9 protein-coding genes are annotated in these 16,116 nt (G+C 55.8%); 3 read left to right on the forward strand and 6 right to left on the reverse strand.

All coding sequences use genetic code 11. The annotated features are described in order from the left end of the window. Window positions 1–689: 689 nt before the first annotated feature. Window positions 690–4,745 carry a phosphoribosylformylglycinamidine synthase gene (purL, locus tag ACH3PB_RS09090; RefSeq protein ID WP_416399139.1) on the reverse strand — a complete coding sequence of 1,352 codons (4,056 nt, stop codon included), beginning with the start codon at window positions 4,743–4,745 and terminating at the stop codon, window positions 690–692. A gap of 38 nt (window positions 4,746–4,783) precedes the next feature. On the opposite strand from purL, the gene mltF reads away from it, so the two are divergent. Both mltF and ACH3PB_RS09100 read left to right on the forward strand, forming a co-directional pair. After that, window positions 4,784–6,427 carry a membrane-bound lytic murein transglycosylase MltF gene (gene mltF, locus ACH3PB_RS09095; RefSeq protein ID WP_416399140.1) on the forward strand — a complete coding sequence of 548 codons (1,644 nt, stop codon included), beginning with the start codon at window positions 4,784–4,786 and terminating at the stop codon, window positions 6,425–6,427. Window positions 6,428–6,472: 45 nt separating this feature from the next. Further along, window positions 6,473–9,478 carry a DUF349 domain-containing protein gene (locus tag ACH3PB_RS09100; protein WP_416399141.1) on the forward strand — a complete coding sequence of 1,002 codons (3,006 nt, stop codon included), beginning with the start codon at window positions 6,473–6,475 and terminating at the stop codon, window positions 9,476–9,478. Here ACH3PB_RS09100 and ACH3PB_RS09105 read toward each other — a convergent pair. From ACH3PB_RS09105 to ACH3PB_RS09125, 5 genes are all read right to left on the reverse strand, one after another. Then, window positions 9,441–9,722 carry a late competence development ComFB family protein gene (locus ACH3PB_RS09105; RefSeq protein ID WP_416399142.1) on the reverse strand — a complete coding sequence of 94 codons (282 nt, stop codon included), beginning with the start codon at window positions 9,720–9,722 and terminating at the stop codon, window positions 9,441–9,443. The two genes, ACH3PB_RS09100 and ACH3PB_RS09105, sit on opposite strands and share 38 nt — an antisense overlap. Before the next feature lie 62 nt (window positions 9,723–9,784). After that, complete coding sequence (locus ACH3PB_RS09110; RefSeq protein ID WP_416399143.1) at window positions 9,785–11,563, reverse strand: SLC13 family permease; 1,779 nt, start codon at window positions 11,561–11,563, stop codon at window positions 9,785–9,787. A 79-nt stretch (window positions 11,564–11,642) separates the two neighbouring features. After that, complete coding sequence (locus ACH3PB_RS09115; RefSeq protein WP_416399144.1) at window positions 11,643–12,692, reverse strand: hypothetical protein; 1,050 nt, start codon at window positions 12,690–12,692, stop codon at window positions 11,643–11,645. Between the two features lie 31 nt (window positions 12,693–12,723). Further along, complete coding sequence (locus tag ACH3PB_RS09120; RefSeq protein ID WP_416399145.1) at window positions 12,724–13,884, reverse strand: fatty acid desaturase family protein; 1,161 nt, start codon at window positions 13,882–13,884, stop codon at window positions 12,724–12,726. A 71-nt stretch (window positions 13,885–13,955) separates the two neighbouring features. Beyond that, window positions 13,956–15,161 (reverse strand): flavin reductase family protein, encoded by a 1,206-nt coding sequence (locus ACH3PB_RS09125; RefSeq protein WP_416399146.1) that lies wholly within the window; start codon window positions 15,159–15,161, stop codon window positions 13,956–13,958. 258 nt (window positions 15,162–15,419) lie between these two features. Between ACH3PB_RS09125 and fabR the strand changes: the two genes are divergently transcribed. Then, entirely contained in the window at window positions 15,420–16,082 is a 663-nt protein-coding gene (gene fabR, locus ACH3PB_RS09130; protein ID WP_416399147.1) for an HTH-type transcriptional repressor FabR, read from the forward strand. Window positions 16,083–16,116: the final 34 nt, after the last annotated feature.

Below are 16,116 nucleotides of genomic sequence, written 5' to 3' on the forward strand. Positions count from 1 at the left end.
GTCCGGTTCCTGTACAGGACAACGCCAGCTCCTCTCGCTTTAGATCGGCTTGAACAGCCACACGCTCAGGATACATTGAGTTACACAATTGGACCAGGCACGCCCAATAGTGGGCAACTTGAGCTGCGATTTTGTAGTTTTTACAAAATCTGCCGCTAGGCGAATCGGTTTTTGTTAATATAGGTGATACTTGAGGATAAGTTCTGGACAAGTTATCCACAGGCAGTGAAAAACGATTCATTTTTAAGGGCTTTCGACCTTTCTCCACAGAAAATGTGGATATCACTGTGGATAGCTTTTTGATGGAAGGCTGTAAGCCTTGTGAACAGGGACTTGTTTCCCAATTGTTCGAGTTTTAACCAATTGCATTTATCTAGTTAAATCAATAGCTTGCGAGATAGAAAGATAATAGCAAAGTATTTGCAGGAGGGCTTGACAAAGATTATTTCGGATATGCCATATTGTTGATAAGAGCGCGGACCGAATTGAAAAAAAATGCCAAATTAACGATTTCGGGCTTGCAAAAGACGAACAAAACGCTTCCTGCCTAATTTTTAGACAAAGACATTACATTCAGTAGCAGTTGCTTACATTTAGTTACGTTTTAGCCGTTACGGTTACAGGACCGCACCACCCTGGGGCCACAATGACGCCAGAGTGGCCCAGGGGAGGCTAGTTGAGAGGCGTATTCAGTGCTTGGCTGCGTTCAAAAACATCTTTGCCCAGGGGCTAAACTCTGAAAGCCTCGCCGTTCGGTCGCTTCGCCCTCCATTGTTGGCTCGTGGACTCCAGGAGTGCTGAATCTCCCTGAACACGCGCTCGGGATGAGGCATCATGATAGTCACCCTACCGTCTGCAGTTGTCATGCCAGTGACACCACGAGTCGATCCGCCGGGATTGCTTGGATAACTACTCGCCGGCTTACCTGTCGAATCGACATAGCGAAGAGCGACAAGCTGATGGTTCTGAAGCTCGGCCGCCTGCTTGTCAGTCAGATCTGCACGTCCTTCCCCGTGCGCCACGGCAACTGGAAGAATGGATCCAGCCATGCCATCAAGAAGGATTGACGGCGATCGACAGACCTCGACCATGACAAGGCGTGCTTCAAACTGCTCGGAGCGATTTCGCAGGAAACGTGGCCAGTGATCGGCACCCGGGATCAGGGACTTGATCTGGGCAAACATCTGACAGCCATTACACACGCCCAGGGCGAGCGTATCGGGGCGCTCGAAGAAGGCCTGGAACTCATCCTTGGCGCGAGGGTTGTGAAGAATGGTGTTCGCCCATCCACTGCCCGCTCCAAGAACGTCCCCATAGGAGAACCCACCGCAGGCGACGAGTGCTTCAAAGTCCTTGAGGGAGACTCTACCGGAGAGAATGTCGGTCATATGAACATCGACGCTGTCGAGCCCCATCGATGCAAAGGCGGCCGCCATCTCAAGCTGCCCGTTCACACCCTGCTCACGGAGTACCGCGATGCGCCGACGGCCCTGTCCTCCCGTCACGCCGCTCAGACCTGAACGCTTGACGATAGCCGCCTGTGCCTCGACTTCGCTCATATCAAAGCTTGGTTCGCTGCGCAGGCCGATATCATCGTTGGATTCGATGATGGCGAACTCCTCGTCAGCACACTCGGGGTTGTCGCGCAGACGTTGAATTTCGTAGCTGGTGCGAGCCCACAGTCGCTCAAGGCTCGCTCTGCTCCGTTGCACTATGACATCATCGGCAAAGCGGAAAATGAGCTGATCGGACTCTGGTACCACCTCGCCTATTTCGAGGTAAGCCTCCTCAAGACCATTCTGCACGAACATCGAATGTACGTACTGAACGTGCCTGGATTCAACCTGAAGCACAGCCCCAAGCTCCTCATTGAAGAGTTCACGTACGATGTGCGACCGTTCCTTCACCCAGCGATCCAGCTGAATGTTCACGCCACAGCGACCTGCAAAGGCCATTTCAGCCAGTGTAGTGAACAATCCGCCGTCGGAGCGATCATGATAGGCACGAAGGTAGTCACCATCATTAAGATGCTGGATGACTTCGAAAAACCAGGCCAGGGTCGAAGGTGAATCGAGATCAGGCGCTATGGCTCCCGTAGCCTTAAACACCTGTGTGAGCGCAGAGCCACCAACCCGATTGCGACCGAAACCGAGGTCGATGAGGATCAGGGTAGTGTCGGCGATCGGTAGGAGCTGAGGGGTGAGACTGCGGCGAACATCATGCACTGGTGCAAATCCGCTGACGATCAGCGACATCGGCGAGATGACGCTGACTTCCTGCTGCATGCCACTGCTCTGGTTCTCGAATGCGCGCTCGCCATCAACCTTCCAGCGTGTACTCATGGACATTGAATCCTTGCCGACCGGAATGGCTATGCCCAGTTCAGGGCACAGTGCCATGCCTACAGCATGGACGGCATCATACAAGGCTTCGTTTTCACCAGGATGTGCAGCCGCAGACATCCAGTTAGCCGAGAGGCGAATATCGGAGAGATGCCGGATACGCGCTGCCGCAATGTTGGTGATGACCTCACCGACAGCCATTCTTGCGCTGGCGGCGGCGTCTATGGTGGCGACAGGCGTGCGCTCGCCCATGGCCATAGCCTCACCGTGAAAGCCAGTAAAACCGGTCATGGTCACGGCGCAATCGGCAACCGGCACCTGCCAGGGACCAACCATCTGGTCGCGGCAGACTTGACCACTGATTGTGCGGTCGCCAATGGTGATGAGAAATTTCTTGCTGGCAACGGCTGGCAGCGAGAGCACACGATCTACGGCTTCGTTGACATCTATACGGGTAGAGTCGAAGGTTGCTTTGGTGAATCCGGTGCGATTAAAGCTGCGCTCCATGCGCGGCGGCTTGCCAAACAGTACCTGCATCGGCAGATCAACCGGCTTGTCGGCGAAATACTGATCGTTCAGGGTGATGTGTTTCTCATCAGTGGCAGTGCCCACTATGGCATAGGGGCAGCGTTCACGAGCACAGATTTGGTCGAAGCGCTCGACAGATGCTTCAGCGATTGCCAATACATAGCGCTCTTGCGACTCGTTACTCCAGATTTCCATCGGCGACATGCCCGGCTCATCAGAGGGGATGTCGCGGATTTCAAACTGTCCGCCACGCCCTGCATCCTTGACCAGCTCGGGCAGAGCATTGCTCAAGCCGCCGGCGCCGACATCATGGATGAACAGTATTGGGTTGGAGCTGCCAAGTTCCCAGCAGCGGTCGATGACTTCCTGGCAGCGCCGCTCCATTTCCGGATTGCCCCGCTGCACTGAAGCGAAGTCGAGGCCCTCACTTGAAGCGCCGCCGCCTACCGACGACGCAGCACCACCGCCAAGGCCGATCAGCATGGCAGGTCCGCCAAGCACGACAAGGCGTGAACCTGCAGGAACTTCGCCCTTCTGCACATGTTCTTCCCTGATAGTACCCAGACCACCGGCCAACATGATCGGCTTGTGATAGCCACGCCATTCAAGGCCGTTCACCGTCGCAGCCTGCATTTCATAGGTTCTGAAATAGCCGCAGAGGTTAGGACGGCCGAACTCATTGTTAAAGGCCGCTGCGCCAATTGGCCCGTCGATCATGATTTCCAGTGGCGATGCAAACCGCTCGGGTCGACCGGGGCTTTCTTCCCAGGGTTGCACGGCACCGGGTATGAAGAGATTCGACACCGTAAACCCGGCGAGCCCGGCTTTTGGCTTGGCGCCACGACCAGTCGCACCCTCGTCACGGATCTCACCACCGGAGCCAGTAGCCGCGCCTGGGAAGGGGCTGATCGCGGTGGGATGGTTGTGCGTTTCCACCTTCATGAGAATGTGAGCCGGCTCTACAACTGCTTTGTACGAGCCAGTGGCAGGATCTGCGAAAAAACGCTCGCCAGTTGATCCCTGGATGACTGCAGCGTTGTCGGAATAGGCCGAGAGAATACCGTCAGGCGCGCTGTTATATGTATTGCGAATCATCCCAAAGAGGGAGTGCGGACAGGCTTCGTCGTCGACGATCCAGCTGGCATTGAAAATCTTGTGTCGGCAGTGCTCGGAATTGGCCTGCGCGAACATCATGAGTTCAACATCCGTCGGGTTGCGTTGCAGCCCTTCGAAGGCTGCGACGAGGTACTCGATCTCATCTGGCGCAAGTGCCAAGCCGAGTTCGACATTGGCCTTTTCCAGGGCTCCACTTCCACCACCAAGTATATCCACGGTGTCCATGGTACCGGGCGAGCGATGCGTGAATAAGAGGGATGCGGCCGCGAATTCGTGGAAGACCGACTCGGTCATCCGGTCATGAAGCAGCGCTGCGATTTGCTTCCTGACCTTACCCTTGAGCTTGTTCTCACTTATTACAGCGTAGGCTGTGCCACGCTCGACACGCGCTATACTGTGGAGCCCACAGTTATGGAGGATATCAGTGGCCTTGGAGGACCAGGGAGAGATCGTACCCTGACGCGGAAGTACCAGGAAGAGATTGGACTCCCTTGCAGCCGTCGATGATGCCAGTTGTAGATCACGGGGCGCCGCGTCCTTTGGATGATCCGGCCACTGCCCTGCTTCTACATGATCTGCTTCAAGCAGTGTGGCAGCGAGTTGGCGATCGCGAGCACTGAGATCCTGATCGCTTTCAAGAAAATAGACGTGGCGCGCTTCGACATCGGCTATCGTAGTACCATGGGCTTGCTGCAGGCGGTTGAGCAGGCGCTGCTTTCGGAAACTGGAGAGCGCTGACGACCCGTTGAATTCGTGCATAATCGAAGGTTTTTTGACCGGAGCAGGTGGAAAGGAAGGTGAGCATCATAAAGTATTCGCCGGCATCGAGCCAGACTGACTCTCACAGCATTGGACTGTGCTATGAGCCGCCAACCCGCCACCGGCATCTTTGGCTGCCACTGATGATCTGCGTTCTGCTCATTTCCATGCTCTCCGGCTGCACCCGGCCTGATCAGGTCGAGAAAATCAAAAGCGAAGGCGTTCTGCATGTGGCGACCCGTGTCGGGCCGTTAACCTATTATGAAACCGATGATGGGCCGGCAGGCTTCGAATATGAGCTGGCCGTGCGCTTTGCCGAATATCTCGGCGTCGAGCCCAGAATTCGTGTGACCCAGGGTGTCCCGGAACTCTACGAGATCATTGGCCAGGGCTTCACCGATATTGCGGCAACCGGACTGAGCCAGCAGGCGGCGCGCAGCCTGCACCCGAAGTTTCGCTTTGGTCCCGTCTATAAGCAGTTCCAGCCGCTGGTGCTCTACCGGCGCGGAACCACCAGACCTCGAGAGTTGAGTGACCTGCTGGGTAAGTCAGTGCTGGTTCCAGCCAGGACTGCCCAGATCGACTATCTCATCGATATGCAGGCAAATGACTACCCTCAACTATTGTGGCAGGAGCGTGATACGCTCGATCCTGCGGATATCCTCAGCCTGATCGATGCGCAGGCCCACGACTTCGCAATCATGAACTCGTACGAGTACGGCATTCATTCAGCCATGTTTCCTGAGGTGAGCAAAGCTTTCGAACTCATGGACCCACTGGATGTCAGCTGGGTCTTCCCGCCGGGTAAGGACAACAGCCTGCTTGAAGCAGCCCAACATTTTTTTACCGAGATAGAACAAGACGGCACACTAGCCTTGCTCCGCGAAAGGTATTTCGGCCATATCGATCAGCTCGACTACGTCAATGCGGCGGTTTTTCAGCGCGACGCCAAGGAGCGGTTGAGTCGCTTTCTCGATTTCTTTCTGGCTGCAAGTGCGAAGGAGGATCTCGACTGGCGACTGCTCGCGGCCATGGGTTATCAGGAATCGCATTGGCGCCCCTACGCCCGCTCGCCGACAGGCGTCCGAGGATTGATGATGCTGACCTTGCGGACTGCGAAGGAAGTTGGCATCAAGAACCGACTTGATCCTGAGTCCAGCGTTCGTGGGGCTGCAGTCTATCTGAGGGGCTTGCGCCAGCGCCTCGACGAGGACATCGTGGAACCTGATCGTACCTGGTTCGCGCTGGCTGCCTATAACGTGGGTATCGGTCATGTCAGGGATGCGCAGGAAATCACCCGTCAGAAAGGCGATGACCCCAATAAATGGGTCAACGTCATGAAGTATCTGCCGCTGCTGCAGAACAGGGAATACTATGAGAAAACCCGTTACGGCAAGGCCCGTGGCTGGGAACCCGTACATTATGTGCAGAATATCCGGCGCTTCTATGATGTATTGGCCTGGCTTGACGATACAGGACGGCTACATGACATAATCTCGAGGGAAGCCAGCGAGACATTGAAGGCCTTCGCAGCAACAGGACAGGTTGATCCTGATTCTATGGCTGGAACCACTCCACTGCATACTACGGCAGGCGATGATGCAAGCGCCGAGGCCGGCACGGATCCGGCGAGACGGGTCCTGCTCGAGCAGGTGTCCGGTGGCTTCATACTTGCCATGTAGATGTATGATATCAGATTGAAAAACAACAACCCGTGAGCTCCAATCATGCCCAGTATTCTTTCGCGCCTGTTCAAACCCCGTTGGCAGCACGCCGATCCCACCATTCGCGCCGAAGCGCTGAGCCAGCTTGAGTGGGCGCGCGAAGCGGATCGAAAGATCCTGCTGCAGGTGCTCGCGGAAGACAGCGCAGAACAGGTCGTGGCCGCTGGCCTCGCACAGATACGGGACGCGGGCGTACTGCTCAATTTTGCAGGACACCCTGAACCCTCGATTGCCGGGATCGCTGAAAGACACATCACCTCACTGAAAGGCGAGGCTCTGACTGCGCTCATCGAATACTTTGAACAGAACTTTGCCCAACTTGACGAGGCACGACAAAGTCGCCTGCTGCATCTGCTGCTGACACATGAACAATCCGGCCTGCAGTCGCAGGCGCTGCTCGATCACGCGGCGAACTGCAACGAGGCCTGCGTCGCGCATGTCGCCATGCATCATCCTAGAGGCCAGGTACGGCAGCAGGCGGCGGCGCTGTTGAGCAATGTCGAACTGCTTGAGCAAACAGCACAGGTGCTGCGCCGCAAGGATAAAGGCGCCTATGCCATCGTCAGGAAAAGGATCGATTCGGCGAAATCTCGTGCCGAAGCGTTGAACCAGTCTCTGCAGGGTCTTTCTGGCATTGCACATGAACTCGAAGCCATGATCCAGAGCGAATCCTGGTACCGGCTCGACGAGCGACTGCCAGGCCTGCGCAAGCGATTTCAGGACCTCACCGCCGCAGGGCCGGCGGACGATGCGCAGCTAGTAGAGTTGACCCGGCGCGTGAGCGAACTACTGGGCCAGGCTGAGCAACTGGTACAACGGGTGGATCGCAAGCTTGCACTGAAAGAAACAATAGAGGCGCTACACCAAACACTCGACCAATTAGAAGCTTCGCCCCCAACTGCGAATCAGGCGCCAGCACTCGCTGCGCTCATCAGCACTCAGACTACCCGCTGGGCAAATGCCTGCGAGGAAGCGGCCTACGATAAACCGCCAGCTGACTTGGCCAAAGCTTTCGATGAGGCCATGGGGCGTCTCGAAACCATGCAACAGTCGCTGATGCGTGCTTCACAGGCAGCCCAGGCCGAGGCGGAGCTCGAGGCACAGGCGGCGCGTGCCGAAAAAGAGGAGGCCCCGTCTGAAGAGCAGCAAGAGGCTGCCAGAGTCGCAGCTGCGCGTGCTCAGGCGGTGGCGGAGCTGCGGGATCGACTTGGGCGTCATAAAACAGAACTCGCGGCGCTGTTGGCACAGTGCGAGCAAGCACTCGAGGACGGTCAGACTTCTCAGGCCGCGCAACAGCTGAAGGACTTCGATGAGCGCGTCACTGCAATCGAGAGCGCTGCAGGTGATGCGGCTGGTCGTGACGGCATCAGACTTACCAAGGAATTTGTCCGATCGCTTGACGCTGAGCGGAGAACTTTGGGGCAGAAACTGCATGAATTGCGCACGTGGGCCTCTTTTGCCACGCAGCCGAAACAGGAAGCGCTACTGGAACAAGCAGAGCGACTCGACTCGATGTCAGTTGCACCCAGAGACAAGGCACAGCGCATGAAAGCCTTGCGAGAAGAATGGAATCAGTTGGGCCCCTGCCCAGACAAACGTCTGTATGGTCGATTTCAGTCAGTCATGAATTCGATACAGAAAAGCTGCAGTGCCTATTTCGAGGAAGAAAAGCGCTTACGAGCGCTGAATAAGCAAAAGCGCGAAGAGATTCTCGCTGCGCTCGGCAAACTCATGGAACAAAGCGATCCTAAAGATGTTGAGCTATCAGCACTCGAAACTATAGTGGAGCGCTCCAAGAAGGAGTGGCGGGCGGCTTTTCCTGTCGACCGGCGCGACGAGAAAAACCTGCAGTCAGCTTTCGATGCCCTGATCGCCCAGGTCGAGGCGCCACTGATCACCGCCCGTGAAACGGGGAAGGCAGGCCGTCTTGCGTTGATAGAAGAAATAGCGACACTGCTCGAAAGCAGTTCGGACGGCGAGGTTGAGCAAGTGACGAACGCCGTCAAGGCCGCTCAGGCACGATGGAAGGCCCTGCCCCAGACATGGCGAAAGGATGATCGACAGCTCTGGCTGCAGTTCAGAGCGCTCTGTGACAAGAGTTTTGAACGACGGAGCGAGGTGGCAGCAGGCAACCGGGACTCACGTCGCCAGTTCGAGCAGGCGATAAGCTCAAGCCTCGATACCCAGGCCAAGCGCTTGTCCCACCTGGTCACACAACTGAAGGCCGAGGCTCTTTCTACGAGTGACCGACAGGCGCTCGAAAGTGAACTGTCCGCAGTCGAAGCTGAAATACGTGCAGTAGGTTCAGAGCTTCGGGCAGGTGCGAAAAACGACGCTGGCGAATCGTCACGGCGCGCGTCACCTAGTGGCAGGGGTACTGATTCCAAGCTTGAAAAGCGCGTCGACATGCTGCTTGCAGAGGTAAACGATGCCAGGAAGCACCTCGAATCCAGCCAGACTGAAGCTGTGTGGCGTAAGCTTGTTCAGTTCGCCCGAGCGCTCGGCGATGACAGGGAAAGCGGGGCTGCAAGCGACCCTGAGTCACTGCTGAGCACTGTTGTTCAAAAGGTATTCGGCTCCGATCAAAGTGCCGACTGGTTAGACAAGGCCCACATACTGCATGAAGCGAGGCGATTGCTAGGCGAACTTGAGAAGGGTGCCGACGCGCAGCTACTCGCAGCCAGCCTGCGACAGTCGATCGTGCGAGCAGAAATCGCAACCGGGGTGGACTCGCCCGCAGCCGATCAGCCGGTTCGGATGTCTCTGCAGATGCAGCGTCTGGCAGAAATTGGCCAGCGCAACCGACCAGCAGCGGAGGCGGCGTATTCGGCTCAGCGAGGCTCGCCAGCCGAGCTGGAGGGCTTTCCGGAGACCCTCCTTACGGAATTCGAACGGGGTGCCGCTGCTGTTGTGGCGCTACAGTCGCTAGACGCCCCGGCGGCCAGTGACACGACCGCACTTAGCGATCTCTTTACGACCCGCTGGCAGAATCTGCATGCTCGGGCGTGATTTTGCGAATGGCCTCGCGAACACTCTCCGCGACTGCGTCACGCATCTTGCGGAGGTCATCAGCCTGAAGAAAGAAGGCCATATCCACACTATGGCGGATGTACCGTGGAGGTAAGCTGTTGAGCGCGACGCAGGCCATGTCACAAACCTTGTCCTGATCAGGCTCTCGCCCTTCCAGTTGCAGCGCCAGTTCCTCTATGACCATCCGCTCATAATAGTTGTACATATTGTCTAGCACTGTCACTTGTCTTTCTCCGTTTCGACTTACAAGGCTTTTCCGAAGTCTAGCCCAGTTCTGGGCTTTTGTTAGACTTCAGAGAGCGGCCAGAACAGGCAAAGTATGGTCACGGTGCTGAAGCCGACGATGATATTCATCGGAATGCCGACTCGTAGAAAATCATTGAAGCGATACCCACCAGGACCATACACCATCAGGTTGGTCTGATAGCCAAGTGGGGTCGCAAAACTTGCTGAAGCCGCCATCATGATGGCGAATACAAAAGGCTCGGCGTTGAGGCCAGACTGCTCCACCAGGCTCAGTACGATCGGCAGCATGATGACAGCTGCGGCATTATTGGTGATCACTTCGGTCAATAAAGACACGGTCACATAAGCCAACAGCAGCAGAAGCCATGGGCGGCCATCGCTGATTTCGGTCAGTTGCGAGGCTACGAAGCCCGCCACCCCGGTTTTTTCAAGCGCTGCGCCGAGCGCCAGGGAAGCGGCTATCGTGATGAGCACCCCGAGGTCAAGGCTCCGCTCCGCCTGTGAAACCGTGCAGCAGCCGGTCAACAACATCAGACCAGCACCCATGAGCGCGGCATTGAGCATCGACAGGATGTCAAAGGTTGCGGCGAATACGAGCGCGAACAGTATGATCCACGAAAGAATCGCCCTGCTGTGGCGTGGGGTCTCTTTCTCGAGATCGCTGATCAGCAGGAAGTCCTTGTTATAGCGCTGGCGGCTTACGAAGGCCGGCCGCGCTTCGAGCAGCAGAGTGTCGCCGGCTTTCAGCTTGATGCTACCAAGATTGCCTTTTACCCGCTCACCGTGCCTGGCCACCGCCAGCACGACTGCGCCGTATCGATCACGAAATTGGGCTTCACGAATGGCGAGTCCAACAGCTGAGCAGTGCGGCGAGACCACCACTTCAACGAGACAGCGCTCTGCCCTGTCAGTTCGCAGGGAGCTCGTCGGTGTTTGGTCAGTCGAGGGAATGATGCCTTTCACCCGTAACAAGTCCGAGATCGCTTCTGTGTCACCAGCGAAGACAAGGCGGTCGCCGCCCCGCAGCGTCTCTTCAGGCGAGACGGCAGTGAGGATGTTCTGGTTACGCTCGATCTCTACCAGGAAGACGCGTTTGAGGTTGCGCAAGCCAGCAGACTGTATAGATGCACCGACGAGCGGCCCATCGTGAGCGACCTGCACCTCCAGCGTGAACTCGCGAAGATTTTCAAAGGTCTCCTTTCTGTTTCGATTTGGCAGGAGCCTGGGGAATGCGAGCCACATGAACAGCAGTCCGATAACCGCGACAGGCAGGGCGACGGCCGTAATGGAGAACAGCGAAAAGCCTTCCTGGCCGGTCAGTGTCTGGTATTGGCCGTCCACGATGAGGTTGGTGCTGGTACCGATCAATGTGATGGTCCCGCCAAGGATAGCGGTATAACTGAGCGGGATCATCAGTTTCGAGGGACTTATATCGATCTTCCGAGCCCATGCCGAGACAGCTGGAATCATGGTCGCGACAACCGGGGTGTTGTTCAGGAAGGCGCTGAGAATAACGACGGGCGCACTCATTCGCGTGAGCGCAGCACGATGGCCGCTGGGGGTTCCAAGCACACGATTGACGAGGATATCAATGCCGCCCGAACCATGGATGCCGCAGGCAACGACGAACATGGCCGCCACGGTGATCAAACCGCTGTTGCTGAAGCCAGCGAGAGCCTCCGCCGGCGTGAGCAAGCCGGCAACGCTAAGAATGGTCAGAGCGCCCATCATTGCAACATGCGCTCGTATCTTTGTTAATGCGAGAAGCAGCAGAACGCTCACCGTGAGCGCCAAAGCAAACCAGCCTTGCCATTGCATTTGAAAGACTCTCCCTACCTGTAAAAAGTGAAGGGACTATATAGGGAGATCTTTAGGCACGGAAGAAATTAAGAGCTATCTACTTAGATTGCCTTTTCTTTTTAACCGGCGGCGGGGCCAGGAGCTCTAAAGCTGCTGGTGACTGGTAGAAATCTGCCAGCCGTCGTCTGACGATAGCTTCGAGCTGTCCACTCTCTTTCAGGGCTGTCATGAGCGATGGCAGCAGAGGTTCGACCTCTGTCAAAATACGCTCTGAGGTCACGTCAAAATCGTCCAGCAGCAGACTGAGATCACCCTCACCATACTTGGTGAAGATGTAGTCGACGATCATCTCATAGCTGTCTTTGAAATATGGCGTGGTTCTAAAATTGAGCCAAAACTCATAACCGAGCACCACGAATTCAGAGAGGTCGATGCTATCCATCCCCTCCTGAATTTCGCCAAGGGTCTTGTTCTCTGCAATATCCCAAAGATCCATCGCAGACTCTCTGAGATCTTCATCGGTAAAGGATTCAAAGAAGGACTTGCTTTCACGCAAGAGGAAGCCAATGTTCTTATTGATGAATTTCTTGATATTTTCTTCGACGGCACTTTCGAGATTTGGCATGGTCTTGTTCATGACCCCGCGCCCCATCTTGAGCATCGACGAGACGCCCCTGACGTTCATCATGCTGGCGTCGGCGATGTAGCGCGCAATAGCCTTGTAAATCACACCGGAAATCAACTCCCTGTAGATAGGCAGGTCGATGATGTGATTAATGCCTTTCATACGCTGCTCACGCAGTTCGAGCACCTTGTCTGCAAAGCCTGCGAACTGGACTGTGCTCATGATCTGCTTGAGGCGAGTCTGGCGATGAGCTTCAGAAGTAAAAAGATGTGTCGCGGCTTCTCCGGCGATTTCGACGCCGGCACCTGAAATTTCGCGGTCGACGACGTTACGCCGAATGATATCCTTGACCTGCTGGGCCGTCACGATCTCTTCAAGACGCCGCCCCCGAAGCCACGTCATCAGCTCATGCAACTCAGTCCTGAGCCATTGGCTCAGGCTTTCACTGTCGAAGCGGTCCAGCTCGTGCGCAACATGGCGCTCCAGCAACTGTGCTGCCACTGAATCGGGTGGCTGCGACATATGTTTTCCCTGCTCGTTATCTAGCTGTTTATCATGAAGCAAGCGTCCGCTGCCCAGTAAACCTGCCGAGCATTCGATTGACGACGCCGCCTACCTTATCAAGAGCACCGCCCGGCTCAGTCAGACTATCCGGCACTGAATGTTTGAGAATTCGAGTGACTACGGTCTTGTACTGATTGAGGAAGGTGTCCGTGTTGTACGGGACGCCGTAGCGTCGGCAGATCTCTTCCACTCGACCTGCAATTTCCGGATACCGGTGCGCAGGTATGTCGGGATACATGTGGTGTTCGATCTGGTAACTCAAGTGACCGCTCATGATATGCAGCCACCGCTTGCCAGTAAAGTTACTTGAGCCCAGCAGCTGCCGATAGTACCACTGCCCCCTCGACTCATCCTCGCACTCCTCTTCGAGGAAGGTTTGCGCGTCTTCCGTAAAGTGTCCGCAGAAAATGATGGTTGAGGTCCAGAGATTACGATTGAGATTGGCAATCAGGTTGCCAGCAAAAACCTTAGGTGCGAACGGCCCTGCCAGCAAAGGAAACAGCACGTAGTCTTTGCCGAGCTGATGACTGGTCTTGTCGACGAAGCGCTTGAGGAAAGGGATCTTGTCCAATGGCTTGACGGTGCCCTTGCGTATATTGTCGATTTCAAGCTCATGCAGTGCAACGCCCCACTGGAAGAACACCGACAATGCGAGATAGTTGCCGAACTGTGTCAGGTGCCAGGGCTTCCAGGGCTCATCTCTGCTCAAACGCATCAGACCGTAGCCGTAATCACGATCCTTGCCGATGATATTGGTGAACGTGTGATGTTCATAATTATGATAGTGCCGCCATGATTCGGAGTCACAGACAATATCCCACTCATAAGCGCGTGAGTTCAGCTCAGGATCGTTCATCCAGTCGTACTGGCCATGGAGGACATTGTGACCGACCTCCATGTTCTCGAGTATTTTGGAGAGCGACAGCAGACCCACTCCGGCAGCCCACGACAACGGGGTCAGGCTGAAGTGAATAAGCGCGCGGCCTGCGATTTCGGCATACCTCTGGCGACGCACGACACTACGAATGTAGTCCGCATCCCGCTGCCCGAGATCAGCCATGACTTCATTGCGCAGCTCGTCGAGCTCAGCGCCAAAACTGTCAAGTTCTTCTCGTGTCATCAGACTAAGTGGCCTGGTCTGCATATCCATATTGTGTACTCCTTTGCGGGGCTCGAGCTTAAATTGGTGAAAGTGTCTGTTCGGTCGGCGACGCGCAGGCCTTACCAGCCTGCGATCGAAACCTGACCGATGGGTACTGAAATACACGCCTGCACATGAACACCGGGCTCTGAATCGATTTCGCCTGTCAGGCGGTTATAAACCGGTCCGGATGCTTTTTCGCATAGACATTCCTTACAGATGCCACTGCGGCAGCCGAACTTGGGCCTCAGGCCTGCTGCCTCACCGAGTTCCAGCAAGGTCTTGCCGCCTTCCGATTCGATGCTGCCACCGCTGCGCGCGAAATGGAGCGTGGCTTTGGCATTCGTTGAGAGGGGTGAAGCGGGTACTGCCGCGCCAAAACTTTCGATGAAGACTGCTTCCGGCGCCACACCAAGCGCAGTGGCCTCTTCTGTTACGAGGCTCATGAAGCCTTGAGGGCCACAGATGTGCACTGAACGCTGCGCGATATCAGGCACCAGCTTGAGAAGCTTTTCCTTTGACACGAGACCATCGGTGTCGGTGTGCACAATATCGAGCTTCAAACCGGGATGCCTTTCTGCCAACTGCTGCATGCGACTGGAGAATATGACTTCACGTTCGTTGCGAACGAAGAAGGTCAAGTGGGTGTCGGCCATCGGCTCATGTTGCAGCCGTGTCTCCAGCATGGACATGATCGGGGTGATACCGCTACCTGCAGCGACGAAAAGCGGGGCCTTGATGCGATCGGATCCCAGGCGTTCGCGGGCTGTTTCGAAATTGACAAGGGTGAACTCGCCGTTGGCCGGCGCAAGATGAATGAGATCACCCACTTGGCAATGCTCAGCCAGCCAATTCGAGACCCGACCACCTTCGACCTGCTTGATCGTGATGCTGATACAGCCGGTTTTTTCAAGTTTCGACGGCGCACACGACATGGAGTAATTCCGACTGATGCGAACACCGTCAATCTCTATTTCAATCCGCGTATATTGGCCAGCTTCGAAGCTGCCCCAGCGACGTGCCGGTCGAAGAACATAGCTACGAACGGTGTCGGTTTCTTGCGTGATGGCGACTACTGCGGCGGGCACCCGGGCCTGGTTGAGCCTGGGGTCTATTTCACATAACAGGAAATTGAGATAGCTTCCCAGGAGGCCTGGCGGCAAAATACCAGGCGTCTCCCTAACGCGTTCATGCAGGGTAGACACCGACGCTTCAAGAGTGCGTGCTATGGCGTGCAGGGTATGGTAACCAGTGACCAGCAATGGCATGGCTCCTGTAATAGGCATGAGATGACTCCGACCCGATGCAAGGGGACTTTGTGTACAAGTGTGCACTCACTTTATGCCGAAGCACCCTCTCAGTCAACATCTGTACACTGAAATTTGTGGTCGTTTTATACCTATTCGTCACTTATACGGGGGCTGTAGGCCGAAAGTATGAGTAGCGTGCTCGGTGATTGCTCGCATTCTGGCGGGCCAGGCTGGCAATAGTGTACAATTGGACACAACTAACCGGTAGTGAACGCGCTATCGCCCTAACTTCAAGTGCATGGTGACCCTCTGGACAGTCAACGCATCCTGAGTCGTGAAGAAAAGAAGCGACAGACTCGCCAGTCTCTGGTCGACGCTGCGCTCACTCTGGTGGGGAACGGAGAAAACTTTACCGGGATCAGCATCAGGGAGGTTGCGAAGAATGCCGGCGTCGTGCCCACCTCTTTCTATCGTCATTTCACCGACATGGAGGAGCTGGGCCTCGATATCGTAGACGACCTGGGCATGATGCTGCGTCGCAAGTTGCGCGGCGTACGTCAGGCGGACGGCTATTCGGGTGAGCTGACGAGAAGTTCAGTAGAACTCTTCACCGACTTCGTGTGTCGCCATCGCAATCACTTCTATTTCATGTATCAGTGCCGGGCCGGCGGCACAGTGAGATTGCGGGCAGCCATCCGCAACGAGCTCAGCTTTTTTGCCAATGAGCTGGCCTCCGATATACGTCAGCTTCACATGCTGGGGGACGTCGATAGCGCTGACCTTCAAATGATTTCGCAACTCATCGTCGCCGCCGTTTTCGAAAGCACCACTGACCTGCTCGACCAGGTCGACTCCAGTCCGACCTTCCGCCAGGAGTTTGTGGATCTGACAGTGAAAAAGCTGCGACTGATATGGCTGGGTGCTGAACGCTGGCGATCTCGTATTCCGGGTAACTGAGCAGAGCTGATACCTTCGGCGTATACCGGTAAGC

Source organism: Allohahella sp. A8, assembly GCF_047946665.1.
Classification (GTDB): domain Bacteria; phylum Pseudomonadota; class Gammaproteobacteria; order Pseudomonadales; family Oleiphilaceae; genus Allohahella.

Bases quoted from the DNA above. Each gene is read 5' to 3' on its own strand.
- purL (WP_416399139.1), bottom strand. From the start codon at position 4,745: ATGCACGAATTCAACGGGTCGTCAGCGCTCTCCAGTTTCCGAAAGCAG.
- ACH3PB_RS09100 (WP_416399141.1), top strand. From the start codon at position 6,473: ATGCCCAGTATTCTTTCGCGCCTGTTCAAACCCCGTTGGCAGCACGCC.
- ACH3PB_RS09110 (WP_416399143.1), bottom strand. From the start codon at position 11,563: ATGCAATGGCAAGGCTGGTTTGCTTTGGCGCTCACGGTGAGCGTTCTG.
- ACH3PB_RS09115 (WP_416399144.1), bottom strand. From the start codon at position 12,692: ATGTCGCAGCCACCCGATTCAGTGGCAGCACAGTTGCTGGAGCGCCAT.
- ACH3PB_RS09120 (WP_416399145.1), bottom strand. From the start codon at position 13,884: ATGGATATGCAGACCAGGCCACTTAGTCTGATGACACGAGAAGAACTT.
- ACH3PB_RS09125 (WP_416399146.1), bottom strand. From the start codon at position 15,161: ATGCCTATTACAGGAGCCATGCCATTGCTGGTCACTGGTTACCATACC.